The organism is Paenibacillus allorhizosphaerae, assembly GCF_042659105.1.
GTDB lineage: Bacteria > Bacillota > Bacilli > Paenibacillales > NBRC-103111 > Paenibacillus_G > Paenibacillus_G allorhizosphaerae.
In genome coordinates this window covers 289,820-304,929 of record NZ_JBHSRV010000006.1, presented here as the reverse complement: position 1 = coordinate 304,929, position 15,110 = coordinate 289,820, and the positions used below count along the sequence as shown (strand labels likewise).

General features: G+C 50.3%; 16 protein-coding genes and 1 riboswitch. Of the genes, 12 read left to right on the top strand and 4 right to left on the bottom strand.

The features are described from left to right. The first annotated feature begins 381 nt into the window (after positions 1-381). Positions 382-813 carry a DUF6526 family protein gene (locus ACFQI7_RS22890; protein WP_218102074.1) on the top strand — a complete coding sequence of 144 codons (432 nt, stop codon included), beginning with the start codon at positions 382-384 and terminating at the stop codon, positions 811-813. A 194-nt stretch (positions 814-1,007) separates the two neighbouring features. Here ACFQI7_RS22890 and ACFQI7_RS22885 read toward each other — a convergent pair whose 3' ends face one another. Next, a complete protein-coding gene (locus ACFQI7_RS22885) occupies positions 1,008-1,589 on the bottom strand; it encodes an NAD(P)H-dependent oxidoreductase (RefSeq protein WP_218102133.1) in 582 nt (193 codons plus the stop codon). Positions 1,590-1,764: 175 nt separating this feature from the next. Between ACFQI7_RS22885 and ACFQI7_RS22880 the strand changes: the two genes are divergently transcribed. Then, complete coding sequence (locus tag ACFQI7_RS22880) at positions 1,765-2,793, top strand: AraC family transcriptional regulator (protein WP_230415503.1); 1,029 nt, start codon at positions 1,765-1,767, stop codon at positions 2,791-2,793. Between the two features lie 121 nt (positions 2,794-2,914). Next, the gene (locus ACFQI7_RS22875) at positions 2,915-3,367 is read left to right on the top strand and encodes an EVE domain-containing protein (RefSeq protein WP_218102073.1); all 453 of its coding nucleotides are present in this window, start codon (positions 2,915-2,917) and stop codon (positions 3,365-3,367) included. Positions 3,368-3,400: 33 nt separating this feature from the next. Here ACFQI7_RS22875 and ACFQI7_RS22870 read toward each other — a convergent pair whose 3' ends face one another. Next, a complete protein-coding gene (locus tag ACFQI7_RS22870; RefSeq protein ID WP_218102072.1) occupies positions 3,401-3,829 on the bottom strand; it encodes an Rrf2 family transcriptional regulator in 429 nt (142 codons plus the stop codon). A 272-nt stretch (positions 3,830-4,101) separates the two neighbouring features. Here ACFQI7_RS22870 and ACFQI7_RS22865 point away from each other — a divergent pair, with 272 nt between their 5' ends. The 8 genes from ACFQI7_RS22865 (at position 4,102) to ACFQI7_RS22830 (ending at position 12,832) form a co-directional block, all read left to right on the top strand. Further along, a complete protein-coding gene (locus tag ACFQI7_RS22865; protein WP_218102071.1) occupies positions 4,102-5,112 on the top strand; it encodes an NADP-dependent oxidoreductase in 1,011 nt (336 codons plus the stop codon). An 86-nt stretch (positions 5,113-5,198) separates the two neighbouring features. Beyond that, a complete protein-coding gene (locus ACFQI7_RS22860) occupies positions 5,199-6,500 on the top strand; it encodes a phytoene desaturase family protein (RefSeq protein WP_218102070.1) in 1,302 nt (433 codons plus the stop codon). Next, positions 6,478-7,341 (top strand): RNA polymerase sigma-70 factor, encoded by an 864-nt coding sequence (locus ACFQI7_RS22855; RefSeq protein WP_218102069.1) that lies wholly within the window; start codon positions 6,478-6,480, stop codon positions 7,339-7,341. Before ACFQI7_RS22860 ends, ACFQI7_RS22855 begins: the two co-directional genes overlap by 23 nt. Positions 7,342-7,382: 41 nt before the next feature. Continuing rightward, a riboswitch (Fluoride riboswitch) is annotated at positions 7,383-7,444 on the top strand. A 113-nt stretch (positions 7,445-7,557) separates the two neighbouring features. Next, positions 7,558-8,844 carry a voltage-gated chloride channel family protein gene (locus tag ACFQI7_RS22850; RefSeq protein ID WP_377517647.1) on the top strand — a complete coding sequence of 429 codons (1,287 nt, stop codon included), beginning with the start codon at positions 7,558-7,560 and terminating at the stop codon, positions 8,842-8,844. A gap of 116 nt (positions 8,845-8,960) precedes the next feature. Next, a complete protein-coding gene (locus ACFQI7_RS22845; RefSeq protein ID WP_218102067.1) occupies positions 8,961-9,530 on the top strand; it encodes a DUF1697 domain-containing protein in 570 nt (189 codons plus the stop codon). A gap of 218 nt (positions 9,531-9,748) precedes the next feature. Continuing rightward, the gene (locus tag ACFQI7_RS22840) at positions 9,749-9,988 is read left to right on the top strand and encodes a DUF2798 domain-containing protein (protein WP_218102066.1); all 240 of its coding nucleotides are present in this window, start codon (positions 9,749-9,751) and stop codon (positions 9,986-9,988) included. A 222-nt stretch (positions 9,989-10,210) separates the two neighbouring features. Beyond that, complete coding sequence (locus tag ACFQI7_RS22835; protein ID WP_218102065.1) at positions 10,211-12,289, top strand: HelD family protein; 2,079 nt, start codon at positions 10,211-10,213, stop codon at positions 12,287-12,289. A gap of 228 nt (positions 12,290-12,517) precedes the next feature. Then, complete coding sequence (locus tag ACFQI7_RS22830) at positions 12,518-12,832, top strand: hypothetical protein (RefSeq protein WP_218102064.1); 315 nt, start codon at positions 12,518-12,520, stop codon at positions 12,830-12,832. Positions 12,833-12,857: 25 nt separating this feature from the next. Here ACFQI7_RS22830 and ACFQI7_RS22825 read toward each other — a convergent pair whose 3' ends face one another. Beyond that, on the bottom strand, positions 12,858-13,205 hold the full coding sequence (locus ACFQI7_RS22825; RefSeq protein ID WP_218102063.1) for a hypothetical protein: 348 nt from the start codon (positions 13,203-13,205) through the stop codon (positions 12,858-12,860). A 376-nt stretch (positions 13,206-13,581) separates the two neighbouring features. Here ACFQI7_RS22825 and ACFQI7_RS22820 point away from each other — a divergent pair, with 376 nt between their 5' ends. Continuing rightward, positions 13,582-14,172: an AAA family ATPase gene (locus ACFQI7_RS22820; RefSeq protein ID WP_218102062.1), complete on the top strand. Its 591-nt coding sequence runs from the start codon at positions 13,582-13,584 to the stop codon at positions 14,170-14,172. Here the strand turns inward: ACFQI7_RS22820 and ACFQI7_RS22815 are convergent. Continuing rightward, positions 14,162-15,058, bottom strand: a complete 897-nt coding sequence (locus ACFQI7_RS22815) for an N-acetylmuramoyl-L-alanine amidase (RefSeq protein ID WP_218102061.1) — start codon at positions 15,056-15,058, stop codon at positions 14,162-14,164. The genes ACFQI7_RS22820 and ACFQI7_RS22815 overlap by 11 nt on opposite strands. Positions 15,059-15,110: the final 52 nt, after the last annotated feature.

Genomic DNA, 15,110 nt, shown 5'->3' with positions numbered 1-15,110 from the left:
CATCAGCTACAGCTTTGAAAACAATCGTTCCGTTTTCACCAAATAATGCTGGCATCGTTCGGCGCTGCGTTGTTCCATTCCGGCGTAATTATGCCACTTGAGATTGTGAATCCCCATTTTTCGAAATATGCCGCAGCGATAAGCGAAATCGTATCAATGCTCCGGCAAATCGATGCGCGGAAACTGAAAAAAGCAAAGGATTTAATTCAAGTTGTATTCTTCGACTGACTTGACTGCCGCAGCGATTATTAGAGTCGGGTCGGGGCTGGCCCGATTATTTTTTTTCTTCAGAAGTATGGCCTTAAGAGGAACGGCCTTATTTTTGTCGAAGTACTTCTTACAACTTTTTCCTTTCATTCAACCATACAAGGAGGAGAATCTATGAGTAAATTGCAAGAGCAAAGCTATCGTAATCATAAAATGTTTTCGCCTTTGTATCATTTCGGGGTAGCTTTGGTCGCACCTATCGTATGGATCGCGTCGATTGTTTACCTTATTATGGAACGGTTCAGCTTTGCGTCCATCCTGCTATTCGGACTTTCCGTCTCCGTAATGCTGCTCACCGTGCTTGTGCGCTTATTCGCAACCAAGCTGCAGGACCGTATCATTCGGCAGGAAGAGAACTTCCGGCATTTCGTTCTTACGAACAAACCATTGGATGCAAGACTCTCTTTGAACCAAATCATCGCCCTTCGGTTCGCCGAAGACGACGCTTTTCCGGCTCTTTGCTTGAAAGCAGCCGAAACGGGAATGCAGCCGGATGAAATCAAAAAGTCCATCACGCACTGGCGAGCGGATCAACTCAGGGTGTGAGGACTGCTTGAGACTACCTCTCGTCGTATGGAGGCACAACATCGGCCGGTTGTGTTCAGAGGATTGCCCCTAATACGATGCGAAACGCCGCTAAGATCGACTTTAGCGGCGTTTTTTCATGTGTGTGTGCGGACTGCCGAACTCACATCTACATTCGAGCGATCTAATACGCGCAGCGTCAACGATGATATCGCTCAAGCCAACTTGGAACCGAGCCGCTTTACTTTTTCCAGCCATTTGGCGCGCTGTTCCTCGCTTGATGGCCGTACCGGGCTAATTTCGGTGATGCGTACCGGCGTAATCCCGCAAAACTGCAATATATTATGCTTCATCACCCGATGCCCCGCATGCCTGTAGATCCATCGGTTGTACCAGGACGGGGTGTCCATCGTGACGATCAAATGCGCGGACTTGCCCGTCAACAGCTTATCCCACAGCGGTGAATGTTCACGGTATTTGTAGGCGAAGCCGGGCAGGAAGGTACGGTCGATAAATCCTTTCAGAATGGCCGGCATCGCGCCCCACCATGTCGGATAGACGAACACCAGATGATCCGCCCAGCGGATTCGATCCTGCGCCTCGATCAAATCTTTCTCCAGCTCCGTTCTTTGCCTGTAACCGAATTTTAAGTTCGGATCGAAGTGGATTTGGCTCAAGTTAATGGTTTGAATCTCGGCATTACAGCCGGCTGCGCCTGAACTATAAGCCTCCGACAAAGCGGAGCAAAAGCTTTGCGGATCGGGATGGCCGTTAATAACGAGAATTTTTGATTTCATCATGTGGTATTCCTCCTTCGGATAATCGCATAAATGCGGTTGAACGCTGAATTTCACGCCGGTTTGCGGTATGATAGATGGAACCGGAATTACATTCAGTGTAGATCCATTTGGAACATAAATGAATGATCAATGATGCAAAAAACTTGCGAATTTGCGCAAGGAGGGGGCGCACGTGAAAAATCAGGGAGTTGCCGTCTCGATGGTATACCCGATCATGAAAACGCTGGTTCGCAAAGGATATGACACCGAGCAATTTTGCCGTTATGTCTCGTTTGATGCCGGCCTGCTGCAGGATGTGGAGGCGCGCATCCCCGCGGAGGAATTGGAGCGGGTCATGATCGCGGCCGCCGCTTATGCGGAAGACGAACATTTCGGATTGTACCAGGGGCAAGTGATGGAATTCGTCGATATGGGCATTCTCGGTTATGTGATGATGCATTCGCCTACGATCGCCGATGCGCTTGCCGCTTACCAGCGATATAACGTGATTTTGTACAGCGGATTCAAGCTGGAGTGGGAAGTGCAAGGGGACGATGTGCTGCTCCGGCTGTCCTTGCAGCATTCCGGACCGATGTCCCGCCATTGCGCGGAGGATATGGCGTCTTCGGTATATCACTTGATAAGCCGGCTTAGCGACCGACGCATTCCGCTGCGCGGCGTGCAATTCGCTCATGCAGCCCCAGCTGATACGAGTCCGTACTTGCCTGTGCTCGGGATCACGCCCCGATTTGGCGGCGAGCACAATGTTCTGCGCATGAGCAAAGAGGTTATGGACTATCCGGTGCTGTATTCCGATTCGAAGCTGCTTGGCCTATTCGAGGGCATTGCACAGGAAACGAAAGCGGAACTGACGCAGTCCGGCTTGTTGTCGGAGCAGGTCGTTCTGTGGATGAAACGATGCATTCCGTCATTTTTCCCGACGCTGCAGCAAACGGCCGAATCGTTCAGAACAAGCACAAGAACGCTGCAAAATAAATTGAAGCTGGAAAACACCTCGTTTAACGATTTGTCTACCCGCGTACGCAAGGAATTGGCCATAAGCTACTTGAAGCGGCAGGAGCACTCCGTTGGCGAGATCGCTTATGTGCTGCATTTTTCGGAACCGAGCGCATTTCAGAGCGCGTTCAAGAGATGGACCGGGGTAACGCCGGGGCAATATCGGGCCAATGTGAGGAAGGAGCTTTCCGGCGCGAAGCGGTGAGCGTATCGTAAAATTTGATAAAAGGTTAATGAGAAAAACGTTAAAACGCTACTGACAGCATGATGGCAGCAGCGTTTTTGTGTACTTGGCATAAATGCGAAGAAGAGAGAGGAAAACAATCATGCGATTGAACGAAATCAGCGAACAAAGCCGCTTCTGGATTGGCGTCGTATCCGCATCCCATGTGAAGCGAGGGGAGCTCGGGGGATTCGCCCAGCTGTGTCACGGCAAATCGGCGCCTCTACGGCGGATGCGGCCCGGCGATTGGTTGATCTACTACTCCCCGCGAACGGACATGGGCAAAGGGATACCGCTCCAAGCATTCACCGCCATCGGAGAGGCGGCCGACGATAACGTCTATGAATATCCGATGACCGAATCGTTCGTGCCGTTCCGCAGAAATATTCGCTATATTCCGTGCCGGGAAGTGAAGATAAGCGACTTACTGGAACGGCTTAGCTTTACGCGCGGGAATCGAAGTTGGGGGTATTCCTTCCGCTTCGGCCATTTCGAGATCCAACGGGAAGATTTTCTAACCATCGCCGGGTCGATGCTAAGCGACGCAGAAGGTTGAGAGCAGGATCCTCCATAACCTGAGGGATCACCTCTAAAATAACGGGAACTCCGCGCATTCCGTGTACAAATCCGCAATCGTCACTTCCGCAAGCTTGCGCTCCATCGCCTGCTCCGCTTCCGACAGCTTGCTGCACAGAACGCCTTTGAAGCTTTTTCCGACCAGGCATTCCGGGTTCGGGTTGTTTTCCGGAAGGCATACCGGCTGTTTTCCTTCAATCCGGTATATATCGAGCAGCGATATTTGCTCCGGGGGACGAGTCAACACGGAACCTCCGGTCGCTCCGGGCACGGCGGCCACCAGGCCGCCTTTTACTAACTTGCGCAATATTCGGCGGATGATGACGGGGTTCGTGTTCACGCTGCGCGCCATCAATTCCGAATTCACGCGCTGCTGGCCGTAGTTTCCGGCAAGGATTGTCATCATGTGAACGGCGACGGCAAACTGGCTGTTGGTATACATCTTGTTCTCCTTATTTATGCGTTTTGAACGGCCGGGAAACAGTTTATTGTCCTCAGTGTAAAAACTATGGTTCCCTTTGTCAACGCTCCGCCCGCTTGACGGCAGCTGATTCACATTCAAGGTGTAAAGAAACGCTTGACGGCCAAAGAGCGCGTTTGTTACGATGCTAATAATTGGATACCTGATTGGTTACTTATTGAGGCGCAATATTTTTTTTACACCAATTAGTAACCATATTGGTTTCTAATTGAATTCGGAATGGAGGACAATAGATGAATCCCAATCGAAACCGTCAATTTTTGCTCGTGAACCGTCCGACCGGAGAACCGGACGAAGCCGACTTCATGCTTGTCGAACAGCCGATTCCAGTCGCGGGATCAGGAGAAGTGCTTGTTCGAATATTATATCTCTCCATAGATCCGTACTTTCGATTTTATATGAGCGAAGTGACCCCGTTAATTGCCCCGCATCCGCTGCAGGAAGTGTTCGGCGGGGACGGCGTCGGTCAGGTGATCGTATCGAATCATGACCGTCATAAAGTCGGTGATATCGTCAAAGGGAACTTCGGCTGGAAGGAGTATGCGGTTGCCGCAGGGGACCGACTGGAGCGAGTCTCCCCCGAAGCCCCGGCTTCCGCGGCGCTTGGCTTGCTTGGCACGACCGGCTTGACGGCATACTTCGGCCTGATGGATATCGGGAAGCCGGTTCCAGGCGAAACCGTCGTCATCTCGAGTGCGGCCGGGGCCGTCGGTACGGCTGTCGGCCAGATCGCCAAGCTGCAAGGCTGCCGGGTGGTGGGCATCGCCGGCTCCGAACGCAAGGCGCGTTATCTTCTCGACGAGATCGGGTTCGATGCCATCGTCAATTACAACGACGCGGATTGGCGAGCGGCATTGCACAAGGCTTGTCCGGACGGAATCGACGTCTACTTTGACAATGTCGGCGGAGGCGTCTCCGACACGGTTGTCACGCTTTTGAACCGACACGCGCGCATCGCGGTGTGCGGCCAAACCTCGCATTACAATGGGAGCCCGGCCGTGTCGGGAACGAGCATTCCTTTTGCATTATGGAAAACCAGTGCGCTGATGAAAGGGTTCATGCTCTATGACTATGAGAGCCGTTTCGACGAGGCGTTGAGTCAAATGATCAAATGGTTCCGGGAAGGCAAATTGCTGAATCACGAGCATGTGGTCGAAGGGTTTGAACAAGCGCCGAGAGCGCTCATCGGTCTTTTCCGCGGAGACAATATCGGGAAGATGATCGTGAAAGTCGCGGATTTATAACCGTTTCAAAATCTTTTTTTATCGATTTGTCACATCCGGCTTCCCTTGCCCGTCATACCGGTATAAAACCGAAAGGGATGAGATGGATGATGAAATATGATGTAGCTGTTGTGGGTGGAGGCGTAGCCGGATTAACCGCGGCCATTTATGCGGCCAAAGCCGGCAAACGAACGATTGTCGTGGAGAAGCAGGAGCGCTTGGGCGGGCGGGCGGTTACCAATAAAATAAGCGGAGCATATTTCAATCTGGGCGGGCATGCGTTGTACTTTGGCGATGCGCATGAGACGTTCCGCGAATTAGGGCTCAGCTTGCAAGGAAACAAACCTTCGATCGATGCGTACGGGATTTGGAAAGGGAAATTAAGCACCTTGCCTATGGGCGTCGGATCTTTGCTTACCACGCCGCTGTTGTCCTTGAAGGGGAAAATGGAATTTGCCGCTTGGCTGACGAAATTAGGGAAACTGGATATGCGCGCATTTGACCGTATCAGCCTCCGCGAATGGATTGAACGAAACGTGCACGATCCCATGGTACGAAACCTGTTTTATTCCTTGCTGCGTACGGCAAGCTTTGCGGCGGCGCCTGACTTGCAAGCGGCAGGCCCCGTATTGCAGCAGCTGAAAAATGCACTTCAAGGCGTGTTGTATCTCGACCGGGGCTGGGGTACAATGATCGATGAATTAACTCAAAAAGCATTGGGGCACGGCGTCCAAATCCTAGCGAAAAGCAAGGCCGTTTCGGTCGAGCATCGCGGAGGCCTTGTGCAGCACGTCCTTTGCGAGGACGGAACGAAAGTGGAAGCGAACCATATCATTCTCGCGGTGCCGCCTGCCGCCGCTCATCGGCTGGTGCCGCACGCGGAAGCGACCGCGCTTCATACCTGGAAAGAACAAGCGATTGAAATTACGACGGCTTGTTTGGATGTAGCGCTGCGGCGTCTCCCGAAACCGAAACAACAATTGGTATACGGCATCGATCAGACGGTTTTTCTCAGCAACCAATCCCGCGCGGCTACCCTAAGCGACGATGGCGCGCAAGTGATCTCGCTATTGAAGTATCAGGGAACGGACAAAAATCCGGAGAAAGACTTACAGGAATTGGAACAAACCTTAGACATGGTGCAGCCGGGTTGGCGGAGCGAGCTCGTGGAGAAGCAGTTCCTTCCCCGAATGACGGTTTGCCATGATTTTATGCATTTGAAACGTCTGGAGAACCCGGGACCGGCCGTTCCGGAAATCGCCGGGCTGTACGTGGCCGGAGAATGGGCGACGCATGGCGAGATGCTGGTCGATGCCGCCACGGCAAGCGCCAAAAGGGCGGTACAGCACGTTCTCTCGCACACGGATTCGGGGAGGGCAACCACTTATGAGCACAGAGACGTTATATAATACGTATCGAACTCCTCTTTTTTCGATGGCCTATCGGATGCTTGGCAGTGTCATGGATGCGGAAGACATCGTGCAAGAAGCGTTTTTGGCCTATGATCAATTGCCCGATGCCGCTGCGATTCGCAATGAAAGAGCATTTTTATACAAAATCGTAACGAACCGCTGCCTGGACCTGCTGCGCTCATCGGCCAAAAAACGGGAGCTGTACGTCGGTCCCTGGCTGCCGGAGCCGCTGCTCGAGAACGATACTTTGAACGCGGACCCGTCTGACGTTTATTTGCAAAAAGAAACGATTTCCACGGCTTACCTATTGCTGCTGCAACAACTGAACGCGGTGGAGCGAGCGGTATTTCTTCTGCGGGAAATTTTTAACTATTCGTATGACGAAATCGCCGATATGATCGGAAAAAGCAGCGCAAACTGCCGTCAAATCTTTCACCGCGCCCAGAAGAGCATCCACTTCGATCCGGAACAAACCCCGTCGATTTCGGTTGCGGAGGGGCAGATCAAGGAGTTCGTCAATTCCTTATTGCAGGGAAATACGAACAAGCTGCTGGAATTGTTAAGCGAAAACGTGGTGCTCTATTCCGACGGCGGAGGCAAAGTAAAAGCGGCTCAAATCCCTATCGTTGGAATGAAGCGGGTTGCCGCGTTGCTGCAAAATTTGCATCATATGTATACGGGAAAAATCAAGTACGCTTTCGTGCGCGTGAACGGTATGCCGGGAATCCGGCTCATCACGGATGACCAGCTACAATATATATTTTCTTTTGCTTTTCATCGCCATCAAATTCAAACGATCTATACCGTTGCCAATCCGGAGAAACTGAGACATGTATAGAAACATTGACGACAAGCGCATATTTCAATATAATGGGTTCAAGTTCATAAGGCGATGGAGTTCGCCATAACCGCCTGCGAAGGCTAATGACTCCTACCAGTATACTTTACTGGTAGGAGTCTGTTTGTTTTTAGGTGTATAATAAGAGGGAGAGCGGCGTACGTTATGGAAAAAGTTACAGGAAAACGGTCGATTGATGATGAAAGGTTAAGGCATATGGCACGAATGTATGGACTGGTGAAATGGATCATTCTCGGCAGCGGTGCAGGCCTGTTGACAGGAACCGCTTCCGCCTTTTTTCTTGTCGGCTTGGATTATGTAACCGGCCTTCGGATGCAGCAGCCCTGGTTATTGTTCTTCCTCCCGCTCGGCGGTGCCTTAGTCAGTTATCTTTATATTGCATTCGGGAAAAACAGCGCGAAGGGCAATAATTTGATCCTGGAGCAAATTCACGGCGGAGCGGAAACGATTCCGCTTCGCATGGCGCCGCTTGTTTTGTTCGGAACGCTCGTGACGCATCTGTTCGGAGGGTCTGCCGGCCGGGAAGGAACCGCCGTGCAAATGGGAGGCAGCTTGTCCGAATGGTTCGGCAAGCTGCTGCGGGTGAACGCGGCCGATCGGAAACTGCTGTTGATTTGCGGTATCAGCGGCGGCTTCGGTTCCATATTCGGCACACCGTTAGCCGGTACGGTATTCGGCCTGGAAGTGCTCGCAATCGGTTTCATCAGCCATGAAGCGCTTATTCCGGCCTTCGTCGCCAGCTTTGTAGGTAACTTGGTCACAACGTCGTTCTGGGGAGTAGCTCATCTTCATTACGATGCTGGCGAAATTCCCGGCTTGTCTGGGACGGTGTTGAGCAAGGTGATCGTCGCTTCCATTTTGTTCGGATTGACAAGTGTCCTGTTCAGCGAATTGACGCATGCGTTGAAGAAGGGGTACAGCCGATTATTTGGCAATCCCGTCCTCAAGAGTGCGGTAGGCGGTATCGTGATTATAGGTCTTGTTTATTTGCTTGGAACGCGGGATTACTTGGGATTAGGCATTCCCCTGATCCAGCAATCGTTCTATAGTGAAGTTTCTCCCTCTGCGTTTGTTTGGAAATTGTTGTTCACTTCGCTTACGCTGGGGGCAGGATTTCAAGGCGGGGAAGTGACCCCCTTGTTCGCCATCGGCGCGACGCTTGGGAACGCTTTGTCTCATTTCTTGGGGCTGTATGCGCCGTTTCTTGCCGCATTAGGATTTATCGCCGTCTTTTGCGGAGCGACCAACACGCCGATCGCTTGTTTTTTAATGGGGATCGAGCTGTTCGGCTCCGGCGGGGCGATCTATATGTTTATTGCATGTATTGTCAGCTATGCCGTCTCCGGGCACACCGGCATTTATACGTCGCAGCTCATCGGTACGCCCAAATGGAGCGTCCCTAATGTACCCAAGGGAACGACCCTCGGTTCCTTCAAGACGTTAAGGAAAAACATGCGGAATCAGGAGAAGGATCGCGGGTAAGGACATTGTTTTATTTAAGCCTGATACCGACGCCGCTGTCGCATTTTTACAATAAATCACGGCCATCCTGTGATAAACTTAACGTTACGAACTCTGTGAAAAAGGCGGGAATACGCATGACCATACATATTGCATTGCTGCGGGGCATCAATGTAGGCGGAAACAATAAAATCAAGATGGCGGAGCTGCGGGAAGTGCTGGGAAGGATGGGCCTCGCCCGAGTACGGACGTACATTCAGAGCGGCAACATTTTGTTCGAGTCGGATGAACGGGAGGAGACGCTGCGCGGGCGAATTGAGCTCGAGATGGAGAAGGCGTTCGGTCTCACGCTCAAAGTGATCATCCGAACGGCTGAGGAATTAAGGCAGATGGTAGCGAAGCTTCCTTTCACGAACCAGCAAATCGCCGCTGCGAAAGCTTCCGCGATAGGCGAATGCCTGCACGTCTCGATGTTGATGAGCGAGCCGGTCGCGGAGCGGGTAGACAAGCTGAAGTCGTTGGACTTCCAGAACGATCAATACCGAATCATAGGCAGGGACGTGTATCTGTTGTTCGGCAGCAGCATCCGCGATTCGAAGCTCGCCGTTCAAGTGGAGAAGCTGGGCGTTGCGACGACTACGCGCAATTGGAAAACGATTAACAAGCTCGTCGAATTGGCAGATGAATTGGAAAACAAGAATGGATAGCATTTGAACAAAAGTAACCACGTTAGTGGGGAAATGATAGAAGGAATAAGAAAAAACACGTCGTACAGCCGGCGTGTTTATTTGTTATTTTTACAAATTTCGACAATATTCTTGACAATTTTCGGCATTCGGCAGTAAGCTATTACCGTTAAAGGAAAGTAAACAGGGAGCCATCCAACATTCGGAGCTTACTCAAAAACGAAAAAAGGTGATGACGGTTGAAACTGCATAAAAAATATGAGCATCTTACGTTTACGTTTTTAATGGCGCTGGGCATGTCTTGTATCATTTCTTTCTTCGCGATGCTGATTAATGCCGGGATTCATTCCTTTAATATAGAAAGATGGCTTTCCTCATGGGGAATTGCATTTGTGATCGCATTCCCGACAGCTTACTTTTTGCCGCGCTTCATCCGAAAAATTATGTCCAAAATTACTTTTGTGGAAGATGGCATGTAGCGTAGCTGCCCTGTCATAAAGCAATAAAAGCCGCCAAACACCGGGAATTCCGAGTGGCTGGCGGCTTTTTTATGGACTTAAGTATATCAAATTGGGAATATTTGTATAATCATTTTTGGACCCACGATTAACATATAATACTACAACGGAAAGTATAAGTCTATACTTTTTTAGGGTTTTCTCTATACTTAACCATATTGTTGCGAGGAAAAGAGGGATCCCATGATCATCAATTCAACGGAATCGGAAGAAAGAGACTATGTGCAGACGATCGTATCGAAGCTTCGCCAAGCGCTGCAAGCTCTGGAAAATAAGATCGATGCGACCCGTCTTGAAGTGATTGAAGCCAAAAAATACGTCTGGACGAATATGGCCGGACTCGATCCGGCGGAAAGAGCGGCCAACCGGGTCGATATTTCGCTAACGATTGATCAAGGAGAAAGGGCGATCGATCTGCAAAGAAGACTTCAAAAATTAATGCAGTCCCCATATTTCGGCAGGGTGGATTTTATGGCCGACGGCAGCGCGGCAGCGGACGCTTTTTATATCGGTGTCCATTCCTTCAGCGAAGAAGACAGCCAGCGCAATATGATCTATGATTGGCGTTCCCCGGTCGCGAGCATGTTTTATGACTACAATGTCGGCCGGGCGGCTTATGAAGCTCCGGCTGGCGAGGTCGAAGGCGAGATTTGCTTAAAGAGGCAGTATAGGATCAAACATGGCGTCATGGACTACATGATCGAAAGCTCGATGAACATTAACGACGATGTGCTGCAAAAGGAACTTAGCCACACATCGGACGAGAAGATGAAGAACATCGTAGCCACGATTCAGAAAGAGCAAAACGTTATTATCCGTAACGAACATTCCCATGAGCTGATCATTCAAGGCGTGGCCGGATCGGGTAAAACTTCCGTCGCGCTGCACCGGATTGCCTTTTTGCTATACAGGTATAAAGGGACGATCACATCGCAAAATATTCTCATCATTTCTCCGAATAAGGTGTTTTCCGACTATATTTCCAACGTGCTCCCGGAGCTGGGGGAAGAAAAAATCATGGAGATCGGATTCGATGAATTAGCGGCAAGGGAGCTTAAGGGCATTTGCGGGTTCCAAACGTTCGGCGAACAAGTCTCCGGGCTAACCGCCTCGGCCGACGAGGCCTTGATTGCGTGTATTCAATCCAAAGCGGGCCTGAGCTTCGTGCACCGGCTGGAACAGTTCGTACGGCATTGCAGCGAGACATATTTCGTACCTGCCGATCTGTCGCTTTCTTCCGCACGCATTGCCAAAGAAGACATCGCGAGCGCCTATCAGGCAGCCGGCAGCTTGCCGGTGAAACAAAGGCTGGACAAAACGGCATCGATTGTCGCCGGTTCGGCCAGAGACGAGGACGGGCAGAAACTAAAGCCCGCCGCTGCGAACAAAATCAAAACCGCGATCAAAAAGATGTTCAAGACTTTGAACATGATTTCGCTTTATAAGGATTTTTGCGAGTACATCGGCAAACCGGAATGGTTCAAGCTGTACAAGCCGAAGACACTGGAGTTTTCCGATGTATTTCCTATAATATATTTGAAAATATTACTGGAAGGCGCGCACGGTTTTGAATCGGTGAAACATGTATTGGTAGATGAAATGCAGGATTATACCGCGGTGCAATACGCCGTCCTATCCCGCCTGTTCAAATGCAAGAAGACGATTCTAGGAGATGGCAATCAATCTGTTAATCCTTACTCATCATCTTCGATAACCGAGATCAAGCAAGTGTTTCCCGAAGCGGATACCGTCGAATTGTTAAAGAGCTATCGCTCGACGATCGAAATCATTCATTTTGCGCGGCAAATCAATCCGAACAGCAGGATGATTCCGATTGAACGGCATGGCGATAGTCCCCGAATCCAAGCGTCAGGCGACGCGGAGGGGCAGTTGGCGCTGATCCGAACAGCGGCGGCTCAATTTCTGGAGTCGGAGCATCGATCGCTGGGCATCGTATGCAAGACGCAAGCTCAAGCGAAGCAGCTGTATCAAGAGATCAAGGATATGCATAAGGATGTATATTTGCTGGATTTCAGCAGCGAGAAATTTCATGACGGCATCCTTATCGCTTCATCGCACATGGCTAAAGGATTGGAGTTTGATCAAGTGATCGTGCCTTTCTGCGATGCGGCGAACTATACGACGGAGATGGATCGAAGCTTGCTGTATATCGCCTGCACTAGAGCGATGCACAAGCTGACGCTTACTTATTTTGGGGAAGCTTCGCCCTTGCTGCCCGATAGGGGACGACCGCAAGTATAAATATCAAGCATTGCGTATGCGTTAAAAGCACCCCGAGATACCGGTATCGGCCGGTTCTTCAAGGTGCTTTTTTATGTTTGACGCAATTTTTCGGGTGAAAAGCTTTCGGTCGGACCTTCTAGCAGCCTTTACGTTAACGGCTGCAATCGTTACAATCTAATCTAAGCGAAGCGATCGCTTTGCGGACGAATCTCATCAATTGAAAGACGTTGGAGGTAAGGGATCCTAATGAGTCAACGCTATCGAATTACAAGAGCATTTCAGGAAAGGGATCATGACAATTCGGCGCAAGCCATAACGTTGGAAGAATGCAAACAATATTTTGATTCCAAGCCCGATTTTACGTATACCACCGTGTTTACGATCACAGGCTCTACTACCGTGTCCATAGAGGGAGACTTTTTCATGTGGCGCTGCGGCGACGAAAGCATCCCATTCCGCCATTATCAGGGAGATATTTACGTGTCCGGTGCCAATGAAGCGGTGATCCCCAAGATGATGGAGGTGGCTGGCGAGCTGGGAGCGGATGTGGCGGAAGGGTAGAAAGTTTCATACATCCCGTAGACGATCAATGATGCTTTCGGTTGTTTGCGTAGTCGATCAAGACAACGCGCCGTTTTTTGTTTACGCGAATATTGGCTTTATTCGGTTTTCCGGATTGAATAATATCGGAAATTTTCACGCCGTAACGTTTAAACTTGCGATACACCTTCGATACTTTTTTCTTGTAATCTCTAGTTTTGGGAAGATGCTTATCGATTTTCCTCATGATCAACCAACCGTCGCCATGATCGACGATTTTGCCGAGGTGCTTTCGCAAAGATGAAGGTACGCGGTGATAAAGTCTTACTTCCCTACTGTTGCACTTCATGCCTTTCGTTACTCTGGCGACTTTTAAAATGTACCCTTTTCCCATATCGAATACAATTCTATGCTTTCCCGCTCCTATGCATTTATAGGGAAGTTTCAGTTTTTCCAAAGCCTTTTTCTTTGGATAGGAAAGAATCTCCTCTTTTTTGAGTTTGTTCGCCCATTTTTTTATTACGTTTCGTTCCGTTGTCGTTATACATTTTTCACCCATATGATGCACCCCCTTCTATTATTATTTTATACCATTTGATTTAACAGGAAATGGATAATGAACTATAAATGGAATAGTCTGGAAACACAAAAAATAGGGGCATTGGTAGTATAGTAGTATTGGCGCATGACAAAGACCTCCAATGCTTGCATTGAAGGTGGTACATGTATACCGTTTTCCGATAAAAAATGGATAGAGTGGGGATGTTCGTATGCGGAAACTTGTTTTTTTCTTAGGTGCTGCCGGCGCGGGAAAGACGTCGCTCGCCAAAGCGTTAGCAAGGAGGCACCGAGCGGCATTCTTTGACATGGACACATTGTTACAGCCCGCGGCGGAGGCGATCATGACTCTTTCCGGACTCGATCCGAACGACCGCGATTCGCCCGTGTATAAAACGCGCTGCCGGGACCTCGGTTACCGTGTGACGATGGATGCCGCATTGGAAAATCTGGAGCTTGGAACGGACGCCTTTGTCATCGGACCTTTCACGAAAGAGACGGGAGACCCGTCGTGGCTGGAGCAGGAGCTCTCGCGAATCGGCGCTTCGCTGCGCGATGTAGACGTCAAGGTGGCCTACGTCTTTCTCCCCGATGAGGAGCATTACCGTAGGCGGATCGAACAAAGAGGCAGGCCGATCGATGCGTGGAAGCTGGACAACTGGAGCGAATTCAGCCGTTCGCTCGCGCTGCGGGAAATCAAATGGCCGCTTCATGAAGCTTCGATATTGTATTTTGACAATTCCGGCCCGCTAACCGAAGAAAAAATATCGCGTATCGAACGGTTTGTTTTTCCTACTTCGTGAAATAATCCTTCAACCCGGCGGCGATGGCGGCCGCCGCTTTTTGCTGATAGTCGGCAGAGCGGACAATCGCTTCGTCCTTCGGGTTCGATAAGAAACCAAGCTCAACCAACGTGGACGGCTGTGCGTTTTCCCGCAGCACGTGATAATCGCCGAACGAAATGCCGTTGCTTTTTAGCCCCAGCGACTTACTCAGCTGGGTTTCGATTTTTCTCGCGAGCGGCTCGTCCTTCGATTTCGAATAGTAGAACGTCAATGTACCGTTCACCGGCTTCGGGGACGAATTGTAATGGATGCTGATAAAGGCATCCGCCCGTTTTTTCTCGCTGACTTCCACCCTTTCGGATAGGGCGGGATTTTCTTTGTCGTCGGTTCGGGTCATGATGACCTGAGCCCCGGCCTGACGAAGCAAGTCCGCCAAATAGCGGGAAGTTTTCAGATTCAGCGTCTTTTCGCTGGAGCTGTATTTCTTGCCGATCACTCCATGATCTACGCCGCCGTGACCGGGATCGATAACAATGATTTTCCCCTTCAGCCCCTGAGAGCTTTTCGCTTGGGACACCGTCGCCGTCTTCGGACGCTTGTCCGATTCGGCGGCGTTTACATTTTGCAAATAATAGCCCGCCACCCAGCCGGAGATGCGGCCGGAGTTGATTTTGATCCACCCGTACGATTCTTGGGAATAAGAAACGAGGGTGTCTCGCTCTAAAGTCCCGACGATCGTAGACTTCTGGTCCGGTTCGCTGCGTACATTCAGCAGGGAGGCCAACACTTTTGCTTTCTGCATGTCCTCCGCTTGCGCATTCACTTGATGGAGCCAAGCCGCGTTGAACATCATGATGCTGATTAGGCAAATAATCATGAGTGCTTTTAACGTTTTTCGATTCATGGGCCCCCCTCTTACGAACGATGTCAATTAATGTATAAATATAGCAGAAATG